Consider the following 22,962-nt stretch of genomic DNA (forward strand, 5'->3'; position numbering starts at 1 on the left):
GGGACAGTAACAGGCTACGCGGTGCCGGGAGAACAGGTGCAATGAGACCATGGAGTAATGACCGCAACGCTCGTGGCCAAGGGCCTCGCCGGCGGGTACGCGCACCGTACCCTTTTCGATTCACTCGACCTCACCGTCGCGCCCGGCGACGTCGTCGGGGTGGTCGGGGTCAACGGCTCCGGCAAGTCGACGCTGCTGCGGCTGCTCGCCGGCCGGCTCGCCCCGCAGGCCGGCAGCGTCGGACTCTCCCCGGCGGATGCCTTCGTCGGCTGGTTGCCGCAGGAGCCGGACCGCAGGCCGGGCGAATCGATCGCGGACTACATCGGCCGCCGCACGGGCTGCGCCGACGCGAGCCGCGAGCTCGATGCCGCCGCCGCCCTGCTCGCGGGTGAGGCGACCGTCGGCGATGGCGGCGCCGGCGGTCGCCCCGACGGACGCGATCCCGGCGACGTCTACTCCGCTGCCCTCGATCGCTGGCTCGCGAGCGGCGCCGCCGACCTCGACGAGCGGATGCCCGCCCAGCTCGCCGACCTCGGACTCAGCCTCGCCGCCGACGCGGCGATGACCTCGCTCTCCGGCGGTCAGGCCGCCCGGGTGGGCCTGGCGGCCCTGCTGCTCAGCCGCTTCGACGTCGTGCTGCTCGACGAGCCCACGAACGACCTCGACCTCGACGGACTCGAACGGCTCGAGGCCTTCGTGCACGGACTCAGGGGCGGGGTCGTGCTCGTCAGCCACGACCGGGAATTCCTGGCCCGCTGCGTCACCCGGGTGCTCGAACTCGATCTCGCCCAGGGCGCCAACCGGATCTTCGGCGGCGGCTACGACTCCTACCTCGAGGAGCGCGAAACCGACAGGAGGCACAAGCGCGAACACTATGAGGAGTTCGCCGAGAAGAAGGCCGACCTCGTCGGCCGGGCCCGCGTCCAGCGGGAGTGGTCGAGCCAGGGCGTGCGCAACGCGATGAAGAAGTCGCCGGACAACGACAAGATCCGGCGGAAGGCATCCGCTGAATCGAGCGAGAAGCAGGCGCAGAAGGTGCGGCAGATGGAGAGCCGGATCAAACGCCTCGACGAGGTCGAGGAACCGCGCAAGGAATGGCAGCTCGACTTCACGATCGGCGAGGCGCCGCGGTCGGGCGCGGTCGTCGCGACCCTCAACGAGGCCGTCTTCCGCCGGGGCGGGTTCACCCTCGGGCCGGTGTCGCTCCAGGTCAACGCGGGCGAACGGATCGGCATCACCGGGCCGAACGGCGCGGGCAAGACCACCCTGCTGGGCGCCCTCCTCGGCCGCTCGGTTCCGGACAGCGGCACCGCGAGCGTTGGCGCGAGCGTACGGATCGGCGAGATCGACCAGGCCAGGTCATTGCTGCTGGGTTCCCGGCCGCTCGCCGAGGGCTTCGAGGAGCTTGTGCCCGACCTCTCGACGGCGGAGGTACGCACCCTGCTCGCCAAGTTCGGGCTCAAGGCCGATCACGTCACCCGGCCGGCCGGCGAGTTGTCGCCGGGGGAGCGCACCCGCGCGGCCCTCGCCCTGCTCCAGGCCCGCGGCGTCAACCTGCTCGTGCTCGACGAACCGACGAACCACCTCGACCTCGCCGCGATCGAGCAGCTCGAGCAGGCGCTCGCGGGGTACACCGGCACGCTCCTCCTGGTCACCCACGACCGGCGGATGCTTGCCACGGTCCACACCGACCGGCACTGGAAGGTCGTCGCAGGCACCGTCACCGAATCCTGACCCTCGCGCTCCGGGAGGGGAGGGGCTTGGTCCGCGGGCTCGAGCGTGGTTGGGTGGGCGGGTGACCACTCTGCCGATGTTCCCGCTGGGCGCGGTGCTGTTTCCGCACATGCCACTGCACCTGCGCGTGTTCGAACAGCGCTACCTGGTGATGATGGCGCGGGTGCTCGACGCCGAGACCGCGGTCTTCGGCGTCGTGCTGATCGAGCGCGGCCAGGAAGTCGGCGGCGGTGAGCACCGGTTCGGGATCGGGACGGTGGCCAGGATCACGCAGATCGAGGCCCCAGAGGGGTTCGTCGGCGTGGTCGCCCACGGCGAGCGGCGCATCGAGGTGCTCGAGTGGCTCGACGACGACCCGTATCCGCAGGCGAGTGTGCGCGAGCTCCCCGAACTGGAGTGGGACGACGAGCTGTTCCCTCTGCGGGAGCGGGCCGAACGGGTCGTGCGCCGGGCGCTTGCGCTCGCGAGCGAATTCACCGAGCAGCCCTGGGCGCCCGACGTCGAACTCTCCGGCGACCCGGCTGTCGCGGCCTGGCAGCTCGCGGCGATCGCGCCGGTCGGCCCCCTCGACCAGATCGAGCTGCTGCGGTCGGAGTCGATGGAGGCCCTGCTCACCCGGCTGGTCGAGGTCACCGACGCGGTCGCCGACTCCTTCGGCGCCTGACCGGGGTGCCCGGCGAGGCAGGATCCGGCGCCGGCGTGCTGCGCGATCGGGCAGGCCGGAGCCGGTCCCAGTGGAACTCCGGCTGCTAAGCTGCTCGCGAAGCGGTTGAGCCCGACCAGGCGCGCCGTCCAACTGAATACCGGGCCGACACGGCCGATGCGGGAGAGTCCGGCGCCTCGGCGGCCGGACACCGAAGGAGCAATCCTCCCCGACAATCTCTCAGGTACTCGTACCGCATCGGACTGGCCACTCTGAAAAGTAGTCGCAGCACAATGCGGCTCGCCCATGGTGAAAGTCACGTCCCGACCAGGACGCGGCGAAGCTCTCAGGCCTGACGACAGAGGGGGAGTTCCCACGGGGTCGCCACGACCCCGAGAATCTCGCTCGGCCGCGGCCGACCTGCCTGGAGAACTCATGACCCCGGATCTGACCGAACGGTATTCCCCGCTGCACCAGGCGCACGTCGACGCCGGAGCCAGCTTCACCGACTTCGCCGGCTGGCAGATGCCGGTGCGCTACTCGAGCGATCTCGCCGAGCACCACGCGGTGCGTACCGCCGCCGGCCTGTTCGACCTCTCCCACATGGCCGAGATCCGGGTGAGCGGGGCGGATGCCGCTGCGTACCTCGACTACGCCCTCGCCGGAAAGCTCTCCGCGATCGCCCTCTTCCAGGCGAAGTACAGCCTGATCCTGAACGCGGCAGGCGGCATCGTCGACGACATCGTCGTCTACCGCACCGGGGAGACCGAGTTCCTCGTGATCGCCAACGCCGGCAACCACTTCCCGGCGCTCGAGGCCCTCACCAAGCGCGCTGCCCGTTTCGACGTGACCGTGACCGACGAGAGCGACGACACCGCGCTCATCGCCGTCCAGGGCCCGAACTCCCTCGCCATCCTCCAGGCGACCGCCGGTCTCACGGCCACCGACGACCTCGGCGCCCTCCGCTACTACCGGGCCATGACGGGCACCTTCACCGACGTCCCGGTGCTGATCGCCCGCACCGGGTACACCGGGGAGGACGGCTTCGAACTGTACGTGCCCATCGATCGGGCCCTCGCCCTCTGGAATGCGCTCACCGCGGCCGGCGCCGACCACGGCCTCGTGCCCGCCGGACTCGCGAGCCGCGACACCCTGCGCCTCGAGGCCGGCATGCCGCTCTACGGCCACGAACTGAGCGAGGCGACCTACCCGGCCCAGGCCGGACTCGGCCGGGTCGTCAACCTCGCCAAGGAGACCGACTTCATCGGCCGCGCCGCGAGCGAAGAGGGGCCGCAGGCGGGGTCCGCCGTGCTCGTCGGACTCGTGTCCGCGGGCAAGCGCGCCGGCCGCGCCTCCTACGACGTCTTCCGCAGCGCTGACGCGCACACACCGGAGGGGATGATCACGAGCGGCGCCCTCTCCCCGACCCTGGGACATCCGGTCATGATGGCGTACGTCTCGCCGTCGATCGCCCGGCTCGGCACCGAGGTCTTCGTCGACGTGCGCGGCACACGCATCCCGGCGACCGTGACCGCGCTCCCGTTCTACTCCCGCAAGCCCTGACCCCGAGGGCATCCGCCCACGCACTCCCGGCGGCGATTCTCGCCGGCACCCCTCCAGACCAGCACGCACTGCCCGTTGTTCCGCCGAAAGGACACCCCATGACCGACCAGACCACCCTCCAGTACACCGCAGAACACGAGTGGGTCCTCATCGAGGGCGGCACCGCAACCGTCGGAATCACGGCGTACGCGGCAGAGAAGCTCGGTGACGTCGTCTTCGTCGAGCTGCCCGCCGTCGGAACAGGCGTCATCGCCGGCTCGATCGTCGGCGAGATCGAGTCCACCAAGTCCGTCGGCGAGCTCTTCGCGCCGGTCAGTGGCACGGTCACGGCCACCAACGACGGTGTCGTCGACAGCCCCGAGCTCGTCAACAGCGACCCGTTCGGAGAGGGCTGGCTGATCAAGGTCACGTTCCTCGAGCTGCCGCCCCTCCTCAGCCACGCCGAATACTCCGCCCTCACCGGCGAATAAGCTCCCAGGAAGCAGGCAGCGCCAGATGACCAAGCACCTCAGTCCCACCCTGACCGCCCAGGCCTCAGCCCAGGCCACCGAGCGCCCGTTCACCGAGCGGCACATCGGCACGGATGCCGCGGCGCAGGCCACGATGCTCGCCCGCCTCGGCTACGACTCCGTCAACGCCCTCGTGGCCGCCGCCGTTCCCGCCTCGATCCACGTCGACGCGTTCCGGTCGGAGTCGGACACCCTGCTTCCGCCCGCAGCGAGCGAGCGCGAGGCGCTCGCGGAGCTGCGCGCCCTCGCCGGCCGCAACACCGTACAGCGCTCGATGATAGGGCTCGGCTACTACGACACGATCACGCCGGCCGTGATCAAGCGCAATGTCCTCGAGAACCCGAGCTGGTACACGGCGTACACCCCCTACCAGCCCGAGATCTCCCAGGGCCGGCTCGAGGCGCTGATCAACTTCCAGACGATGATCGCCGACCTGACCGGTCTGCACACCGCGAACGCGTCGATGCTCGACGAGTCGACAGCCGTCGTCGAGGGCATGCTCCTCGCCAGGCGCGGCTCGAAGTCGCCGTCGCACCGGTTCCTCGTCGACGCCGACGCGCTCCCGCAGACGAAGGCACTGCTCGCGAACCGGGCCGCCGCGCTCGGGATCGAGCTCGTGGAGACCGACTTCGGCACGCCCGGCGCCGACGCGGAGCCCGCCGCCGCCGGTGACGCCGATGCCTCCGCCGGGCTCGGCGACTACTTCGGCGTGTTCGTGCAGTACCCCGGCGCGACCGGGACGGTCTGGAATCCTGCCGCCGTGATCGAGGCAGCACACGCCCAGGGCGCTCTCGCCGTCGTCGCCGCCGACCTGCTCGCGCTCACCCTGATCATGTCGCCCGGCGAACTCGGTGCTGACGTGGCCGTCGGCACGAGCCAGCGCTTCGGCGTGCCGATGGGCTTCGGCGGTCCGCACGCCGGCTACCTCGCCGTCCGCAAGGGCCTCGAACGCCAGATGCCCGGGCGCCTCGTCGGCGTGAGCGTCGACGCGGCCGGCCACCCGGCCTACCGCCTGTCGCTCCAGGTGCGCGAGCAGCACATCCGCCGGGACAAGGCAACCTCGAACATCTGCACCGCCCAGGTGCTCCTCGCCGTCATGGCGGGCATGTACGCGGTCTACCACGGCCCGGACGGGCTTCGCCAGATCGCCCGCGGGGTGCACGAGAACGCCGGCCGGCTCGTCGGCGCACTCCGCGCCGCGGACGTGACGGTGCTGAACGACACCTTCTTCGACACCGTGCGGGTCTCGATGCCGTCCCGTGCCGCCGAGATCGTCGCCCGCGCCTCGGGCGCCGGCGTCAACCTCTACCAGGTCGACTGCGACACGATCGGCATCAGTGTCGACGAGACCACCACCCGGAGCGACCTCGCCGCGGTGCTCGGCGCGTTCGGCGGAACGGATGCCTTCGGACACGTCGACCTCGAGGCATCCGTCACCGGGCTCCCCGAGGAGCTCGCCCGCACCACGACGTACCTCGAGCACCCTGTCTTCAACACGCACCGCTCCGAGACGAGCATGATGCGCTACCTCAAGCGCCTCGCCGACTACGACTACGCGCTCGACCGCGGCATGATCCCACTCGGCTCCTGCACCATGAAGCTCAATGCGGCGACCGAGATGGAGGCCGTCAGCTGGCCCGAATTCAGCGGAATCCACCCCTTCGCCCCACGCGACGACGTCGACGGCTACCTCGAACTCATCCGGCAGCTCGAGACGTGGCTGACGGATGTCACGGGGTACGATTCCGTGTCGCTCCAGCCGAACGCGGGGAGCCAGGGCGAACTGTCCGGGCTGCTCGCCATCCGCGGCTATCACCTCGCCAACGGCAACGCTGAACGCACCATCTGCCTGATCCCGTCGAGCGCGCACGGCACGAACGCGGCATCCGCCGTGCTCGCCGGCATGAAGGTCGTCGTCGTCGCGTGCGACGACCTCGGGAACGTCGACCTCGACGACCTGCGCGCGAAGATCGCCGAGCACGCCGACAGCCTCGCCGCGCTCATGATCACCTACCCCTCGACGCACGGCGTCTACGAGCACGAGGTCGGCACCATCTGCCAGGCCGTGCACGCGGCCGGCGGGCAGGTCTACGTCGACGGCGCCAACCTCAACGCGCTGCTCGGCTTCGCCCGGTACGGCGACTTCGGCGGCGACGTGTCGCACCTCAACCTGCACAAGACCTTCTGCATCCCGCACGGCGGCGGCGGACCCGGTGTCGGCCCGGTCGCGGCCAAGGCGCACCTTGCGCCGTTCCTGCCGGGCCACCCGCTCGCCCAGGACGCGGAGCACTACCTGCGCGGCGGCGCCACCGTGGGCGCAATCGCAACGGGCATCGCGACCGGCACCGTCGGAACCGTCGTGCACGGCGGCGGCCCGGTCTCTGCCGCACCGTACGGGAGCCCGGGCATCCTGCCGATCTCGTGGGCCTACGTGCGCATGATGGGCGCGGCCGGCCTCAAACAGGCCACCGGCGCTGCGGTGCTCGCCGCCAACTACGTCGCGAAGGGGCTCGAGGGCGCCTACCCTCTGCTCTACTCCGGGGAGAACGGTCTCGTCGCACACGAGTGCATCCTCGACCTGCGCCCGCTGACCGCCGCGACGGGCGTGACCGTCGACGACGTCGCCAAGCGCCTCGTCGACTACGGCTTCCACGCGCCCACGATGAGCTTCCCTGTCTCGGGCACGCTCATGGTCGAACCGACCGAGAGCGAGGACCTCGGCGAGATCGACCGCTTCATCGAGGCCATGATCGCGATCAAGGCCGAAGCGGATGCCGTCGCCGCCGGCGTCTGGCCGGCCGACGACAACCCTCTGCACAATGCCCCGCACACGGCGCAGTCAGTGATCGAGGGGGAGTGGGAGCACGCCTACGACCGCGCGACCGCCGTCTACCCGCTGCGCAGCCTCATCCGGGGCAAGTACTGGCCGCCGGTCCGCAGGATCGACAACGCCTTCGGAGACCGGAACCTGGTCTGCGCCTGCCCGCCGCCAGAGGCCTTCGCCGACTAGCAGCATCCGCTGCGCCCTGACGCGTCCGTAGCCCGGCCGCGAGAGTACAGTTTTGGCCCTTAAATCATCGGCTTAAGGGCCAAAACTGTACTCTCGCGGAAGGAAATCGGCGGTATTACGGACGGGGCGGGACGGGGACGGGCCGCGGGGGAGCGTGTCGGTCAGGTGGCGGGAGCCAGGAGGGCGGGCCACCAGGACAGCGCGAGGGGGTAGCCGACGAAGGAGACAACGTCGAGGATGGTGTGCGCCACGACGAGCGGCGCCGTGCGGCCCCAGCGGGTGTAGCACCACCCGAAGACGACGCCCATGGCCGCGTTGCCGATGAACGGCCCGATGCCCTGGTACAGGTGATAGCTGCCACGGAGAAGTGCGGATGCCGTGATGATCGTCCAGGTCGACCAGCCGAGTTCCCTGAGCCGGGTGAAGAGGTACCCGACGACGATGAGCTCCTCGCTGAGCGCGGCGCGGAGCGCGGAGAACAGCAGGATCGGGATCGTCCACCAGAACGTGTCGATGGGGGAGGCGACGACCGCAACCGTGATCCCGAGCGCCCGTCCCGCGAGGTAGAGGCCGAGACCGGGGATGCCGATGGCGAGCACGAGCAGGACACCGCCCGCCAGGTCCAGCCGCGGCTGGGTCAGGTCGAAGCCGAGCCGCCGGAAACTGCTGGCCCCGGGCCGCCAGAGCAGGTAGAGCACGAGGGCGACCGCGAACAGTTCGAAGAAGATGCCGAGGAACTGGTAGGTGAAGTCGAGCCATTCCCGGGTCGACTGCGAGCCGTTGATGGTCGTCGACTGGTTGCCGAGCGGGGTCGTGTCGGTCAGGCGCGTGATGATCGACACGATCGAATACACGGCGGATGCCCCGAGCGACAACCCGAGGACGATGACGACTTCCCAGGCCAGTCGCGCCCGATTCACGCCCCTGGTCCCCGCGGGGACCACGCCGGAAGAATCCCTGCCGCTGGTGCTCATCAAGCTGGTGCTCCCTCCGCTGATGGTTACTCGGCCGGCTTCATCCGGCAGGCCGGGGTCCCGCCGGGCAGGCGGTGCCGGTTGCGGGCCACCACCCGGTAGCCGGCCTCAGCGGCCCACGACCACGGCGGCACGGTGCCGAGCCAGCCGAGGAAACGCAGGCCGGGAGCCGGCTGGTGGCGGAGCAGGGCGGCCACTGCGGCGGCACCGCCGAACCGCGCTCCAGCGGAATCGACGAGCCAGACCCGGGAGCGGGCATCCGTCTCGGTCAGGCCGAGCGCCGGAAGATCGGACCACTGGTACGGCGACGCATCCGGCATTGCCGGCAACAAGCGGCGCATCCAGCCGACGGCGGTCGTGCAGAATGCGCAGTCGCCGTCGAAGATCAACACAGTCGCGCGCGCGGGGATACCAGCAGTCATCCCCCTATCCTCGCATCGATGCCGGCAGGGCGTGGCGGCGAGCGATCCCGGCAGAGCGGCGCGAGTTTCGGCGAAAGAACGTCCATCTGCGCAACATGTTTGCGCAGAATGTTTCGTCGAGGTAACGATTCGACTCATGATTGTGCTTTTGGCTCAACGAATACTTAGGGTCAGAAGTATCTGAGGCGTCTTCGCGGTCCCGAATCGCGCGGCGTTTCCCTGCGCACTGGAGGAAAATTGAAAATCAGGAGACTGGGCATTCCCATCGCTCTGGCCACAGCGGGAGCGCTCATGCTCTCCGGTTGTGCCAGCGGCTCGACGACGCCGGCGAAGACGGGTGACGCGAAAGCCATCATCTCGACCAACGGCAGCGAACCGCAGAACCCGTTGATCACGACGAACACCACCGAAACCGGTGGCGGCAAGATTATGACCTCGATCTATGCCGGACTGGTGTCCTACGACGCCAAGGGCGAGGGCAAGAACGAGGTCGCCAAGTCGATCTCGGCCGACGACGCACAGCACTGGACCATCACGCTCAACACCGGGTGGAAGTTCACCAACGGTGAGGCCGTCACGTCCAAGTCGTTCGTCGACGCCTGGAACTATGGTGCCAAGTTCAGCAACACGCAGAGCGCTTCCTACTTCTTCGACGACATCGAGGGCTTCAGCTACGACGCCGACACCGAGCTCACCGGGCTCAAGGTCGTCGACGACACGACCTTCACCGTCACGCTCGCCTCGCCGGAGGCCGACTGGCCGCTGCGCCTCGGCTACACGGCCTTCATGCCGCTGCCGTCCGTCGCATACGCCGACATGGCGGCATTCGGTGAGAACCCGATCGGCGACGGCCCGTACATGCTGGCCAAGACCGGCGCGTGGGAGCACAACGTCAAGATCGACCTCATCACGAACCCGGAGTACAAGGGCCTGCGCACCCCCGCAAACGGCGGCCTGAGCATCGTCTTCTACTCCTCGACGGATGCCGCATACGCCGACGTGCAGGGCGGAAACCTCGACGTCCTCGACGCCGTCCCCGACTCCGCGTTCGCGACATACCAGACTGACTTCCCGGAGCGATTCGTGAACCAGCCGGCCGCGATCTTCCAGGCGTTCAACATGCCGTACTACCTCGAGCACTGGAGTGGCGAAGAGGGCAAGCTGCGTCGCGCGGCCATCTCGATGGCCATCGACCGCAAGGAAATCACGGACGTCATCTTCCAGGGCACCCGCACCCCCGCGACCGACTTCACCTCGCCGGTCATCGCGGGTTACTCCGACTCCCTCGACGGTTCCGACGTGCTGAAGTTCAACAAGGAAGAAGCCGTCAAGGACTGGGCGGCCGCTGACAAGATCTCCCCGTACACCGGCACCTTCGACATCGCGTACAACGCAGACGGCGGACACGCCGCCTGGGTCGACGCCGTGGCGAACAGCATCAAGAACACCCTCGGCATCGACGCAGTCGGCAAGCCGTACGCGACCTTCAAGGCCGCTCTCGCCGACCGCAAGGCGCACAAGCTGACCGGTGCCACCCGCGCCGGATGGCAGGGCGACTACCCCTCGATGTACAACTTCCTCGCGCCGCTGTACCAGACCGGTGCCGGCTCGAACTACGAGCAGTACAGCAGCACCGAGTTCGACACCCTCCTCAAGGAGGGTTCGGCAGCGAAGTCCGTCGACGACGCGACCGCGAAGTACGTGGCGGCCCAGGAAGTCCTGCTCAAGGACCTTCCGACCATCCCGCTCTGGTACTCCAACGTGACCGCCGTCTGGTCCGACAAGGTTGAGAACGTCGTCTTCGGCTGGGATTCCGTGCCGCTGTACAACGAAATCACCAAAGGCTAACTCCACAAAATAAGACCCAGTTTCATGCGTAGCGATGCCCGGGGCACTCAGTCCCGGGCATCGCTCGCTAGACTCGACCAGTGATTGTGATCCTTATGTCCGTTCGTTCCAGCGCGGGAACCTGATGCTCTGGTACACCGGCAAACGCCTGCTCCAGATGATCCCGGTATTCTTCGGCGCCACCTTCCTCATCTACTTCATGGTGTTCTCCCTCCCCGGAGACCCCATCGCTGCACTCTTCGGTGACCGGCAACCGGCACCCGGCGTGATCGAACAGCTCCGCATCCAGTACCACCTGGACCAGCCGTTCATCGTGCAGTACCTCATCTACATCGGCGGGTTCTTCCACGGAGACCTCGGCACCACGTACTCCGGTCGTGCCGTTTCCGACGTGATGGCCGCCGCCTTCCCGATCACCGCCCGGCTCGCGCTCCTCGCGCTGTTCTTCGAGTCCGTCGCCGGTATCCTCGTCGGCCTCGTCGCGGGACTCCGCAAGGGCAAGCTCTTCGACGCGAGCGCCCTCGTGGTCAGCCTGCTGTTGATCAGCGTGCCGACGTTCGTGATCGGCTTCATCCTGCAGTACGTGTTCGCGGTCAAGCTCGGCTGGGCCCGCACGACGGTCAGCAGCGAGGCGCCGCTCTCCGAGCTGGTCCTGCCGGCCATCGTGCTCGCATCCGTCTCGTTCGCGTACATCGTGCGGCTCACCCGGGCCAGCGTCTCAGAGAACCTCGGTGCTGACTTCGTGCGCACCGCGACGGCGAAGGGGCTGTCGCGACGCCGCGTCGTCACCGTGCACGTGCTGCGGAACTCGCTTGTCCCGGTCGTCACCTTCCTCGGCGTCGACCTCGGCTCCCTGATGGTCGGCGCGATCGTGACAGAGGGCATCTTCAACATCAACGGTGTCGGCGGCACCGTCTACAAGGCGATCAAACTCGGCGAGGGACCGACCGTGGTGTCGTTCATCGCCGTCATGGTCGTGATCTTCGTGCTGGCGAACCTGCTCGTCGACCTGCTGTACGCAGCCCTGGACCCGAGGATTCGTTATGCCAAGTAACCGGAACACGCAGCCGCACTTCGTCGCGGCTCTCGACGACACCCCCGTCGCGGCGGTCGACCGCCTGGACGAGACCGAGAAGGCCCGCAGCACGTGGGCGGATGCCTGGGAGTCGCTGCGCGGCAAGCCCAGCTTCTGGATCTCCTCCGTCCTCATCCTGCTGATCGTGATCGTGGCGCTCTTCCCCGGCATCTTCACGCAGGTGTCGCCGGACCAGAACTGCCTGCTCGCCAACAGCAACAAGGGCCCGGAAGAGGGACACCTGCTCGGCTTCACCCGCCAGGGCTGTGACGTGTACTCGCGGATGATCCACGGCACCCAGGCCTCCGTCACCGTGGGCTTGCTCGCAACCGTCATCGTCACGCTCTTCGGCGTGGTCGTGGGAGCCCTCGCGGGCTACTACGGCGGCGTCTTCGACGCGATCGTCTCCCGGATCGGCGACATCTTCTTCGCCGTCCCGACCGTCCTCGGTGCCATCGTCCTGATGTCGGTCCTCCCGGACCGCACCCCGGTCACGATCGCCCTGGTGCTGTCGATCTTCGCGTGGCCCCAGATCGCGCGGATCATGCGCGGTTCCGTGCTCTCGGCCCGGAATTCCGACTACGTCACGGCGTCCATCGCCCTCGGCGTCTCGAAGTTCCGGATCCTCGTCCGTCACGTCGTTCCCAACGCGATCGCCCCCGTGATCGTGATCGCGACGGTCTCCCTCGGCACGTTCATCGTCGCCGAGGCGACGCTGTCCTTCCTCGGCATCGGCCTGCCCCCGCAGATCATGTCCTGGGGCAATGACATCAACTCGGCCCAGACCTCGATCCGGACCAACCCGCAGGTGCTGATCTACCCGGCCATCGCCCTGTCCATGACCGTGCTCGCCTTCCTGATGCTCGGCGACGCCGTGCGCGACGCACTCGACCCCGAATCGAGGGCACGCCGATGAGCCAGACCGTGATCGAACCAGTGACCACCGCCGTACGCGACGAGAATTCCCCGCTCCTCGAGATCCGCGACCTCGAGGTCGGCTTCCAGACCCAGCACGGAGTCGTTCCCGCCGTTCGCGGCGTCAACCTCACCCTGTACCCGGGCCAGACCCTCGCGATCGTGGGCGAGTCCGGTTCGGGCAAGACCACGACGGCGCAGGCGATCATCAACCTGCTCGCCAACACCGGCAAGGTGACCGCCGGCCAGATCCTGTTCGAGGGCCGCGACCTCACCACCCTCAAGGCCAAGGAGATGCAGGACGTCCGCGGGCGCCTGATCGGGTACGTCCCCCAGGACCCGATGTCGAACCTCAATCCCGTCTGGAACATCGGCTTCCAGGTCGAGGAGGCGATCCGTGCCAACGGGGTCGCCCAGGGCAAGGCCGCGAAGCTCCGCACGATCGAGGTCCTCAAGGAGGCCGGGCTCAGCGACGCAGAGGACCGGCTCAAGCAGTATCCGCACCAGTTCTCCGGCGGCATGCGGCAGCGCGTGCTGATCGGGATCGGCCTCTCGGCCCGTCCGAAGCTGCTGATCGCCGACGAGCCGACGTCCGCGCTCGACGTGACCGTCCAGCGCCAGATTCTCGACCACCTCGCCACCCTGACGCGTGACTACGGCACGTCCGTGCTGTTCATCACCCACGACCTCGGCCTCGCCGCCGAGCGTGCGGAACAGCTCGTGGTGATGTACAAGGGCAAGGTCGTCGAATCCGGGCCCTCGCAGGAGATCCTGGCCAACCCGCAGCATCCCTACACGCAGCGTCTCGTCGCGGCGGCTCCGAGCCTCGCATCGCGTCGGATCCAGTCGGCCAAGCATCCCGTCGTCGCCGCTCCCGCCACGTCCGTGGCAGGGGCGAACGACGATGTCCTGATCAAGCGCGCCAGGGAGCGGGAAGATGCCGCCCCGACCAAGGACCTCATCTCGGTCGAGGGCATCTCCAAGATGTACCGGATCCGCACCAAGGGCCTGAAGTACAACGACCTGCTCGCGGTCAACGACGTGTCCTTCGGCATTCAGAAGGGCACCACGACCGCTCTCGTCGGCGAGTCCGGCTCCGGCAAGTCCACCGTCGCCAAGCTCATCCTGCAGCTCGAGACCATCACGAGCGGCCGGATCGAGTTCGACGGCCAGGATGTCGCCGGCCTCAAGGGCGCGGACCTGCTCAAGTTCCGGCGCCGGGTGCAACCGGTCTTCCAGGACCCGTACGGCTCCCTCGACCCGCAGTACAACGTCGGCAACACGATCGCAGAGCCGTTGCTCGCACACAAGGTCGGCACGGCGAAGGAACGACAGGAACGGGTGCGCGAGCTCCTCGACCAGGTCTCCCTGCCCTGGGCCTCCCGGCACCGCTACCCGAGCGAACTCTCGGGCGGCCAGCGGCAGCGCATCGCGATCGCCAGGGCGCTCGCGCTCAAACCCGACGTGCTCGTGCTCGACGAGGCGGTCTCCGCCCTCGACGTGCTCGTGCAGGGCCAGGTGCTCAACCTCCTGACCGAGCTGCAGACGGAACTCGACCTGACCTACCTGTTCATCACCCACGACCTCGCCGTGGTCCGCCTCGTCGCGGACAACGTCTGCGTCATGCAGCAGGGCCGGATCGTCGAGGCCGCAACGACGGACGAGGTCTTCGACAATCCCCGCCAGACCTACACGCAGGAGCTGCTCGCCGCGATCCCTGGCGGCAACTTCGAGTTCGGGCGCTAGGCCGGACCGACCGGCTTCAGCGCCGAGAAACGGGGCGGGGACTGCGGTCCCCGCCCCGTTCGTCGTCCAAGCGGATGCCCGGAACACCCCGGAGACGCGGCCACAACGGGGCTCCCAGCCTCCCGGCAGGGAGAGTGCGGTAGGATTATCCGTTGGGTCGGACCTTGACCACATACATCCATTCTTCGCCGCATCCGTTTGTCCGCGGCATCATTCTTCGTAAGGATTCACTTCATGGCGATTGCCACGCGCAATAACCTCCGAAATGTCGCAATCGTCGCCCACGTCGACCACGGCAAGACCACGCTGGTTGACGCGATGCTCCAGCAGACCAACTCGTTCTCGGACCACTCGCACGTGGACGAGCGCGCGATGGACTCGAACGAGCTCGAGCGCGAAAAGGGCATCACCATCCTCGCCAAGAACACGGCGATCTCGTACAAGGGCATCCACGCCACCGACGGCCCCATCACGATCAACGTGATCGACACCCCCGGCCACGCCGACTTCGGTGGCGAGGTCGAGCGCGGCCTGTCCATGGTCGATGGTGTCGTTCTCCTCGTCGACGCGAGCGAGGGCCCGCTGCCGCAGACCCGCTTCGTGCTGCGCAAGGCGCTCGAGGCCCACCTGCCCGTGATCCTCCTGGTCAACAAGACCGACCGCCCGGACGCGCGCATCGAAGAGGTCGTCGCGGAGAGCCAGGACCTGCTCATCGGCCTCGCGAGCGACATGGCCGACACGCACCCCGACCTCGACCTCGACGCCATTCTCGACGTCCCCGTCGTCTACGCGTCCGGCCGTAACGGCGCCGCGAGCCGCAACCAGCCCGAGAACGGCCAGCTGCCCGACAACGCCGACCTCGAGCCGCTCTTCGAAGCGATCCTCGAGCACATCCCGGCCCCCGTCTACGACGACGAGCACCCGCTGCAGGCCCACGTCACCAACCTCGACGCCTCGCCGTTCCTCGGCCGCCTCGCGCTGCTCCGCGTCTTCCACGGCACGATCCGCAAGGGCCAGACCGTCGCCTGGATCAAGCACGACGGTTCGGTGCACAACGTGCGCGTGACCGAGCTCCTGATCACCAAGGCTCTCGACCGCTACCCGACCGAGAGCGCGGGCCCCGGCGACATCGTCGCCGTCGCCGGCTTCGAGGACATCACCATCGGTGAGACCCTCGCGGACCCCGACGACCCCCGCGCGCTGCCGACCATCACGGTCGACGAGCCCGCCATCTCGATGACGATCGGCACCAACACCTCGCCCATCATGGGCAAGGTCAAGGGCCACAAGCTCACCGCCCGCATGGTCAAGGACCGTCTCGACCGCGAACTCGTCGGTAACGTCTCCCTGAAGGTCGTCGACATCGGACGCCCGGACGCCTGGGAGGTCCAGGGCCGTGGCGAACTCGCCCTCGCCATCCTCGTCGAGCAGATGCGCCGCGAAGGCTTCGAGCTCACCGTCGGCAAGCCGCAGGTCGTCGTGCACCGCGTCGACGGCAAGATCCACGAGCCGTACGAACACCTCACCATCGACTCGCCCGAAGAGTACCTCGGCGCGATCACCCAGCTCCTCGCCGCGCGCAAGGGCCGCATGGAGAACATGGCGAACCACGGCACCGGCTGGGTCCGGATGGAATTCATCGTTCCGTCCCGCGGCCTGATCGGCTTCCGCACCCAGTTCCTGACCGACACCCGCGGTACCGGTATCGCCAACGCGATCTTCCACGGCTACGAGGCCTGGGCCGGCCCGATCATCACCCGCAACAACGGCTCGATCGTCGCCGACCGCAACGGCGTCGTGACGCCGTTCGCGATCATCGCCCTGCAGGAGCGGATGTCCTTCTTCGTCAACCCGACCGAAGAGGTCTACGAAGGCATGGTCATCGGCGAGAACTCGCGCGCCGACGACATGGACGTCAATATCACCAAGGAAAAGAAACTGACCAACATGCGTCAGTCCACCTCCGACACCTTCGAGTCGATGACGCCGTCGCGTCAGCTGACGCTCGAGGAGTGCCTCGAATTCGCCCGTGAAGACGAGTGTGTCGAGGTGACCCCCGCGATCGTGCGTATCCGCAAGGTCGAGCTCGCGGCATCCGCTCGCGCACGCAACGTCTCGCGCATCAAGAAGCAGGACGCGAACTAGTCCCAGCTTGTCGGCGGCGCCGGCGGTTACGCTCTGGTAGACCAGAGCGGCACCGCCGGCGCCGTTTGTTTTGCCCCACGACTGAGGAAGAGAAGAAGATGACGACACCCCTCCTGCACGCCCGCGTCCTGGCGACGATCGCGCTTGCCCTGGTCGGCGGCACGCTGCTGACCGGATGCAGCGCCGACGCCGCGCAGAAGGCCGTGAACGGGGCCGTGCAGGGTGCGACAAACGGAGACGTGAGCCTGGGCGGCGCGCTCCCGGCCGGCTGGCCGTCCGAGGTGCCCATCGTCGACGGCGAAATCCTGTTCGCGTCGGCCCAGAAGGGTGACAAGCCCGGCTGGACCGTGACCGTCAAGGCAACCGCCGCCGATCCCGTAGCCGAGGCCACCCGGACCCTGACGGCCGCCGGTTTCGTGGCCGGGAGCGACGTCTCGGCGACGGTGGGCTCCGCAGGTCTCGTCTCGATGAAGAACGACCACTACGCGGTGCTCGTCGCTGGAAACACGGACGGCCTGCTCTATACGGTCACGCCGGTCTCCTGACCGCCGGGCCCCGAACGGCGCCTGCCCGCCGAATTCCTCAGGGGGCGACGTCGATGAGGACCTTGCCGACCAGGCCGGCCTCGACGGCGGCGTGCGCGCCCGCGGTGCTCTCGAGGGGGAAGCGGTGCAGGGGCAGGCCGGCTTCGGCACCGACGTGGAGGGCGCCGTCACCGATGGCCGAACCGATGTCGGCGGCTGCGGCGTCGAGGAGGTCCTGGCCGAGCGTGTAGAGCAACTGGAACTGGTAGCGCACGTTGAGGGTCATCTGGGAACGGATGTCGAGCGCGAGCGGCTTTCCCGTCGTCGCGTACACCGCGATCGAGCCGCGGGTGCGGATCACGGCCGTGTTGAGGACCGCATTCTGCGCGGGAGCGACTTCGACGACCAGGTCGACGCCTTCGGGCGCCAGCGCCCGGATGGCGCGGGCGGCATCCGCCTCGCGGTAGTTCACGACGTGGTGCGCGCCGGCGGCGGATGCGAGTGCGCCCTTCTCCGCGCTGCTCACCGTCGTGATGACGGTCGCCCCTGCCCAGCGGGCCAGCTCGATGGCCGCGTGGCCGACCGCGCCTGCGCCACCGGCGACGAGCACAGTCCGTCCGGTGAGTGCACCGGGGGAGAGGCGCCGGGGTCCGTCTTCGGCGACGGTGAGCGCGCGGTGCGCTGTCATGGCCGGAACGCCGAGGGTCGCGCCGAGGTCGAAGCTCGCCGAGTCCGGCAGCGGGTACACCCGTTCGGCCGGGAGCACGGTGAAGTCCTGGGCGGTGCCGCCGGAGGCGAGTCCGTACGCGGCGATGGCCGTCCAGACCCGGTCGCCGACGTCCAGGCGCTCGACGCCCGCGCCGACGGCGTCGACGATGCCGGCGCCGTCCTGGTTCGGCACGACCTCGGGGAACAAGAGCGCTTCGCCGGGCCGGCTGCCCGCGCGCGACTTCCAGTCGGTGGGGTTCACGCCCGAGACGAGGATGCGCACCCGTACCTCGCCGGGTCCGGGTTGCGGAAGATCGCGTTCGACGAGACGGAGGACGTCGGGGGTGCCGGTTTCGCTGTAGACGATTGCTCTCATGCAGGTTCCAACGCCCCGGCGGCGGAAAAGGTTCCCGCGGCGGCACGGAATCGGCGGAACGAGGTCAGCGGCCCAGGAAGAAGTCGGCGAGCAGCGGGGCCAGCACGGCCTGGTCGACGTCGTGACCCTGGCCGGGCACGGTCAGCACCGTACCGTCGGCGACGCAGGACGCCACGGCCACGGCTGCACGGGCTGCCCAGGCCGGGCTCCTGCCACCGGCGAGTGCCAGCGTGGGTGCCGTGATCGCGGTCAGGCGTTCACGAGGGGGCAGGCCGTCGCCCGTCAGGGCGAGTTCGTGCGGCAGGGTGGGGGCGAGGTGGACGAGTCCAGGCCAGAACGGTGCGGACGTGATGGAGCGCACGGCCGCGTCGTCCATTCCGGTGATGCGGAGGAAGAGCGCCGCTGCGGCAGCGGGGTCTCCGGCGTCGAGGGCGGCCTGGAGGCCGAGGTCGTCCGCCGGGGCCGGGTGCTCCGGATCGGCGGTGTATGGCGGCTCGTAGACTGCGAGCCGGGTGATGTGCACGCCGGCGGCAGCGGCCTCGATCGCCAGGATCGCTCCGGAGGAATGGCCGTACACGCCGGCTGCGCCTCCGGCCACGGCGACGAGGGCGGCCAGGTCCTCGATTTCGCGTTCGACGGCGTACGGCCCGGATTCCGGGCTCTCGCCCTTGCCGCGCCGGTCGAAGGTGTACGCCGTGACGTGCTCGGCGAGCAGGGTCACGAGCGGATACGGGGAGGACCGGGTGTTGAAGGCACCGCCGATGACGATGACCGGGTCCCCGGAACCGAGGCTGTCGTACGCGATCCGAGTGCCATCGGCCGACCGGACGAATTCGGGCATCTGTGGTCTCCTTTGGCGACGGTGCGACGGTGCGGCGGGTTCAGCGGGCTCAGCGGGCGGTGGCGGCCATCTTCACGGCATCGACGCGGGGGGCGACGACCGGACGCCCGGCCCGGTTGCGGGCGCTCGACACGAGGAAGATCGTGAGCACCGTTCCGGTGTATGCGAGCCAGACCAGCAGCGAGAGCCAGGTGGTCTCCGGCGAGAAGTTCAGGGTGCCCTTCAGCAGCGTGCCGTACCAGCTCTCCGGCGGGATGGCGGCGCTCACGTCGAAGGCGAGGTTGTGCTCGCCGGGGAGGATCCCGGACTCCTGCAGGTCGTGCACACCGTAGGAGAGTACCCCGGCCGCGACGACGATCAGGATCGCCCCGCTCCAGGTAAAGAACCGCGCGAGGTTGATCTTGAGCATGCCGAAGTAGATGAGCGCTCCGAGGCCGACCGCGCTGAGGATGCCGAGCGCGGCCCCGATGAGCGGCAGCGTGGTCTCGCCGGTGGACTGCACGGCGGCCCAGATGAACAGGGCCGTTTCGATGCCCTCCCGCCCGACGGCGAGGAAGGCGATCAGGACGAGGCCGACGCCGGTGCCGACGAGGGAGCGGTCGATCGTGCCGCGGAGGTGGCCGCTCAGGTCGCGGGCCGTGCGCAGCATCCAGAACACCATCCAGGTGACCAGGCCGGTCGCGGCGATGGAGAGCGTGCCGGCGATGGCCGGTTCGGCCGATTCCGGAAGGCTCGCGGTGCCGAAGGTGAGCACGGCGCCGATCGTGAGGGCGAGGAGCACGGCGAGGCCGACGCCCGTCCAGAGACGGCCGAGCAGGTCGCGGCGGGCGATCTTCACGAGGTAGGCGACGAGAATGGTGACGATGAGGGCACCTTCGAGCCCCTCTCGGAGTCCGATCAGGTAGTTGGCGAGCACGGCACTCCGGTTCTGGTCTGGATACTGATGCAGCATCACGATAGCACGGGGATGGTTAGCCTACCCTTACCGATCGCTCCACGATCCTGAGAATCCGCGAGGGTTGCTCCGAGACCCCCGGACGGTCCGCGAGAGCGCACTTGTGGCCCTTCTCACCGCGTTTTCAGGGCCACAAGTGCGCTCTCGCGGCAGGAAGGGCGGGCGGATGCGGCGCGGCGGCGGTCAGGCGAAGAGGGCGGCGCCGAGGTAGCTGCCGCGGGCGGCGCCGGGCGGGACGGCGAAAAGGGCTGAACCGACGTGCCGGACGTACTCGTTCATGGCGTCGTGCCGCGCGAGGGCGAGCTGCACGGTCGTGAACTGCGAGGGGCGGCGCTGGTAGCTGATGAAGAACAGCCCGGCCTCGAGCCGGCCGAGGTCGTCGTTGCCGTCCACGAAGTTGTAACCGCGCCGCAGCATCTGCACCCCCTTGTTCTGGGCGGGGTGGGCGAGGCGCACGTGTGAGGCCGGGTCGATCAGCGGGGCGCCGTCCTTGCCGGTGCCGGCGAAGTCGGGCTCGGTGAATTCGGTGCCGCCGGAGAGCGGGGCACCTTCGCCCTTGGTGCGGCCGAACACGGTTTCCTGTTCGCGCAGTGCGGTGCGGTCCCAGGTCTCGATCGTCATCCGGATCCGCCGGGCGACGAGGTAGGAGCCCCCGGTGAGCCACGCGGGGCCGTCGCCCGAGCCGACCCAGACCTGGTCGTCGACGACGGCCGGCTGTTCGGCCTTGATGTTGGCGGTGCCGTCCTTGAACCCGAAGAGGTTGCGCGGGGTGGCCTGGCTCGTGCTCGTCGACGAGGTGCGACCGAAGCCGAGCTGCGACCAGCGGATCGCCGCGCGACCGAAGGCGATCCTGGACAGGTTGCGGATCGCGTGCACCGCGACCTGCGGGTCGTCGGCGCAGGCCTGGACGCAGAGGTCGCCGCCGCTGCGCGTGGCATCGAGCTGGTCTCCTGGAAAGTGCGGCAGGTCGACGAGGGCGTCCGGGCGAGCGGATGCGAGGCCGAACCTGTCCTCGCCTGCGCTCGTCGCAAAGAGCGTCGGGCCGAAGCCGACCGTGATCGTCAGGCCGGCCGGAGGCAGCCCGAACGCCTCGCCGGTGTCCTCTGGCGGGGCATCGTACGGCCCGTCGACGGCCCCGTACCGGCCGATGTCGTGACCGGCGGTCAGGGCGGCGGCCGCGGTCGTCCAGTCCTGCAGCAGGGAGACCAGGTCGGCGCGGCTGGCTTCTGGGGTCAGATCGAACGCCGCGAAGTGCAGCCGGTCCTGGGCGGGCGTCACGATGCCGGCCTGGTGATCCTGGTAGAACGGGTAGACGGTGCTTCCCGCTGCCGGGGCGCCCGCTGCTGCGAGGGCCTGGACCCCGCGGTCAGCGGCGATACCGATGCCGAGGCCCGCGACGCCTGCCCCGGCGAGGCCGAGGAGGCCGCGCCGGGAGATGCCGCGCGGGGCTTTCGCTGGCGCCCCGACGGCGGGCGCCGTCCCCGACGCGCTCGCGCCGGCATCCGCCTGGTCGTCCCCTTCCTCCCGCGAGAGCGGAGTTTCGGCCCCTTCGGCGCGCGGGAAGGGGCCATTTTTCCGCTCTGGCGAATCGCCGCCCTTCATCACAGGACGAGAGCCGCGGTGAGCCGGCCGAGGGGTTCGGCGAGGGCGTTGACCTGGTCGGCGAGGCCCTTGACGGTGCCGGTGGACAGGTCGGTGTACAGGACGAAGCCGTCGCCGACTCGCTGGGCGTCGAGGAGGCTCTGCAGGGCGGTGAAGCGGGTGTCGAGGGTTGCAGCGAGGGCGGCATCCTTCTGCACGAGGACGTCCCGCACCCCGGCGTAGAGCACCCGGGCGCCGTCGACGTTGGCCTGGAAGTCCCAGAGGTCGGTGTGTGACCAGACCTCCTCCTCGCCGGTGACCTTGCCGCTCGCGACCTCGTCGAGGAGACCGATCGCGCCGTTGGTCTGCTGGGAAAGAGTGAACGTGAGCGGCTGCACCTTCTCGTTCAGGGTCGCCGTGTCCGTGACGAGCAGTCCGGCAAGGCGAGCGCGCTCGGCGGCCGGGTATGCGGCGAAGCCAGCTTCGGCCTCGGTCGGCCAGAGGTCCTTCTCGATGGCGTGCCAGCCGGTCCAGTCCTGGCCCTCTTCGAGGTCGGCCTCGCGGAGGTCGAGCTTCGGATCCAGGTCGCCGAAGGATTCCGCGACGGTCTCGACCCGCTCCCAGTGCGCGCGGGTGGCCGCGTAGAGTCCGCGGGCGGTGTCGTCGTCGCCGGCGGTGTATGCGGCGGCGAACGCGGCGGTCCCGGTGACGAGCTGGCCGATCTGGTCTTTCACGTAGGACGCATAGTTGGCGTTCGCGGTGTCGATGCGCGCGCTGAGTTCGGCGTCGCCGGGGGCGTTCGTCGCGGCATCCGCAGCGCTCGCCGGAGTCACGGTGAACGGGGCCTGGCCGATGTCCGCACCGGTCATGCCGGGCTTGCACGCCGTGAAGTAGCTGCCGGCGCTCAGGTCGACGACGAGGGTACGGCTGAGGCCGGGGCCGATGTTCTCCGCCTCACCCACGATGCGGAGCTGGTCGTCGCCGAGGAGGTAGAACTCGGTGACCTGGTCTCCGGAGTTCGAGACGGTGAAGGTGACGTTGCCGGCCGGGGCCTCCGCTCCGGACACGGTGCACGCCGTCGCGCTGCTGTCGACGGTCAGGGCGGCGTGCGCGGCGCCGGGCGCCGAGGCGTTCGGGACGCAGCCGGTGAGGGCGAGCAGGGAGACGAGGCCGAGGGTGACGCTCCCGGCGAGGGGGAGGATTCGGGGCTGCATGGAGTCCTTAGGGGTGGTGGGGCGGGAACATGGTCCGCGGCGCGGATGCCGGGCGCGCCCGGTGTGCGACGGGCGAGCGAGGGAGCCCGAACCGATTCGAACCGAGCCGATTCGAACCGAGCCGATTCGAACCGAACCGATTCGAACCGAGCCGACGGGAGTTTTCGGGTTGCGGAGCG

General features: G+C 69.0%; 18 protein-coding genes and 1 riboswitch. Of the genes, 11 read left to right on the plus strand and 7 right to left on the minus strand.

Annotated features, from left to right (window positions below):
- Positions 1–57 precede the first annotated feature (57 nt).
- The 5 genes from E3O39_RS02610 (at position 58) to gcvP (ending at position 7,459) form a co-directional block, all read left to right on the plus strand.
- A complete protein-coding gene (locus E3O39_RS02610; protein ID WP_134449520.1) occupies positions 58–1,734 on the plus strand; it encodes an ABC-F family ATP-binding cassette domain-containing protein in 1,677 nt (558 codons plus the stop codon).
- Between the two features lie 61 nt (positions 1,735–1,795).
- Positions 1,796–2,398 carry an LON peptidase substrate-binding domain-containing protein gene (locus E3O39_RS02615; RefSeq protein ID WP_134449521.1) on the plus strand — a complete coding sequence of 201 codons (603 nt, stop codon included), beginning with the start codon at positions 1,796–1,798 and terminating at the stop codon, positions 2,396–2,398.
- A gap of 149 nt (positions 2,399–2,547) precedes the next feature.
- A riboswitch (glycine riboswitch) is annotated at positions 2,548–2,643 on the plus strand.
- A gap of 169 nt (positions 2,644–2,812) precedes the next feature.
- Positions 2,813–3,940 carry a glycine cleavage system aminomethyltransferase GcvT gene (gene gcvT, locus E3O39_RS02620; protein ID WP_134449522.1) on the plus strand — a complete coding sequence of 376 codons (1,128 nt, stop codon included), beginning with the start codon at positions 2,813–2,815 and terminating at the stop codon, positions 3,938–3,940.
- Positions 3,941–4,038: 98 nt separating this feature from the next.
- Positions 4,039–4,410: a glycine cleavage system protein GcvH gene (gcvH, locus tag E3O39_RS02625; protein ID WP_134449523.1), complete on the plus strand. Its 372-nt coding sequence runs from the start codon at positions 4,039–4,041 to the stop codon at positions 4,408–4,410.
- A 133-nt stretch (positions 4,411–4,543) separates the two neighbouring features.
- The gene (gcvP, locus tag E3O39_RS02630) at positions 4,544–7,459 is read left to right on the plus strand and encodes an aminomethyl-transferring glycine dehydrogenase (protein ID WP_241984954.1); all 2,916 of its coding nucleotides are present in this window, start codon (positions 4,544–4,546) and stop codon (positions 7,457–7,459) included.
- A gap of 161 nt (positions 7,460–7,620) precedes the next feature.
- Here gcvP and E3O39_RS02635 read toward each other — a convergent pair whose 3' ends face one another.
- Both E3O39_RS02635 and E3O39_RS02640 read right to left on the minus strand, forming a co-directional pair.
- Entirely contained in the window at positions 7,621–8,433 is an 813-nt protein-coding gene (locus E3O39_RS02635; RefSeq protein ID WP_134449621.1) for a CPBP family intramembrane glutamic endopeptidase, read from the minus strand.
- Between the two features lie 26 nt (positions 8,434–8,459).
- Positions 8,460–8,855, minus strand: coding sequence for a thiol-disulfide oxidoreductase DCC family protein (locus tag E3O39_RS02640; protein WP_134449525.1), 396 nt, complete (start codon positions 8,853–8,855; stop codon positions 8,460–8,462).
- A gap of 237 nt (positions 8,856–9,092) precedes the next feature.
- On the opposite strand from E3O39_RS02640, the gene E3O39_RS02645 reads away from it, so the two are divergent.
- From E3O39_RS02645 to E3O39_RS02670, 6 genes are all read left to right on the plus strand, one after another.
- Complete coding sequence (locus tag E3O39_RS02645; RefSeq protein WP_134449526.1) at positions 9,093–10,703, plus strand: ABC transporter substrate-binding protein; 1,611 nt, start codon at positions 9,093–9,095, stop codon at positions 10,701–10,703.
- A 124-nt stretch (positions 10,704–10,827) separates the two neighbouring features.
- Positions 10,828–11,757 carry an ABC transporter permease gene (locus E3O39_RS02650; RefSeq protein WP_134449527.1) on the plus strand — a complete coding sequence of 310 codons (930 nt, stop codon included), beginning with the start codon at positions 10,828–10,830 and terminating at the stop codon, positions 11,755–11,757.
- On the plus strand, positions 11,747–12,694 hold the full coding sequence (locus tag E3O39_RS02655) for an ABC transporter permease (protein WP_134449528.1): 948 nt from the start codon (positions 11,747–11,749) through the stop codon (positions 12,692–12,694). The genes E3O39_RS02650 and E3O39_RS02655 overlap by 11 nt, the downstream gene beginning before the upstream one ends.
- Entirely contained in the window at positions 12,691–14,439 is a 1,749-nt protein-coding gene (locus tag E3O39_RS02660) for an ABC transporter ATP-binding protein (RefSeq protein ID WP_134449529.1), read from the plus strand. Before E3O39_RS02655 ends, E3O39_RS02660 begins: the two co-directional genes overlap by 4 nt.
- 234 nt (positions 14,440–14,673) lie before the next feature.
- Entirely contained in the window at positions 14,674–16,584 is a 1,911-nt protein-coding gene (gene typA, locus E3O39_RS02665; RefSeq protein ID WP_134449530.1) for a translational GTPase TypA, read from the plus strand.
- A gap of 98 nt (positions 16,585–16,682) precedes the next feature.
- The gene (locus E3O39_RS02670) at positions 16,683–17,129 is read left to right on the plus strand and encodes a hypothetical protein (protein ID WP_134449531.1); all 447 of its coding nucleotides are present in this window, start codon (positions 16,683–16,685) and stop codon (positions 17,127–17,129) included.
- Positions 17,130–17,166: 37 nt separating this feature from the next.
- Here E3O39_RS02670 and E3O39_RS02675 read toward each other — a convergent pair whose 3' ends face one another.
- From E3O39_RS02675 to efeO, 5 genes are all read right to left on the minus strand, one after another.
- Positions 17,167–18,192: an NADPH:quinone reductase gene (locus E3O39_RS02675; protein ID WP_134449532.1), complete on the minus strand. Its 1,026-nt coding sequence runs from the start codon at positions 18,190–18,192 to the stop codon at positions 17,167–17,169.
- A gap of 64 nt (positions 18,193–18,256) precedes the next feature.
- Complete coding sequence (locus tag E3O39_RS02680; RefSeq protein WP_134449533.1) at positions 18,257–19,033, minus strand: alpha/beta fold hydrolase; 777 nt, start codon at positions 19,031–19,033, stop codon at positions 18,257–18,259.
- Positions 19,034–19,082: 49 nt separating this feature from the next.
- On the minus strand, positions 19,083–19,949 hold the full coding sequence (efeU, locus tag E3O39_RS02685; RefSeq protein ID WP_134449622.1) for an iron uptake transporter permease EfeU: 867 nt from the start codon (positions 19,947–19,949) through the stop codon (positions 19,083–19,085).
- Between the two features lie 222 nt (positions 19,950–20,171).
- Entirely contained in the window at positions 20,172–21,590 is a 1,419-nt protein-coding gene (gene efeB, locus E3O39_RS02690; RefSeq protein ID WP_134449534.1) for an iron uptake transporter deferrochelatase/peroxidase subunit, read from the minus strand.
- Entirely contained in the window at positions 21,590–22,783 is a 1,194-nt protein-coding gene (gene efeO / locus E3O39_RS02695) for an iron uptake system protein EfeO (protein ID WP_134449535.1), read from the minus strand. Before efeO ends, efeB begins: the two co-directional genes overlap by 1 nt.
- Positions 22,784–22,962 lie beyond the last annotated feature (179 nt).

The sequence above is a fragment of the Cryobacterium sp. MDB2-A-1 genome (genome assembly GCF_004402675.1).
In the GTDB taxonomy this organism is placed as follows: domain Bacteria; phylum Actinomycetota; class Actinomycetes; order Actinomycetales; family Microbacteriaceae; genus Cryobacterium; species Cryobacterium glucosi.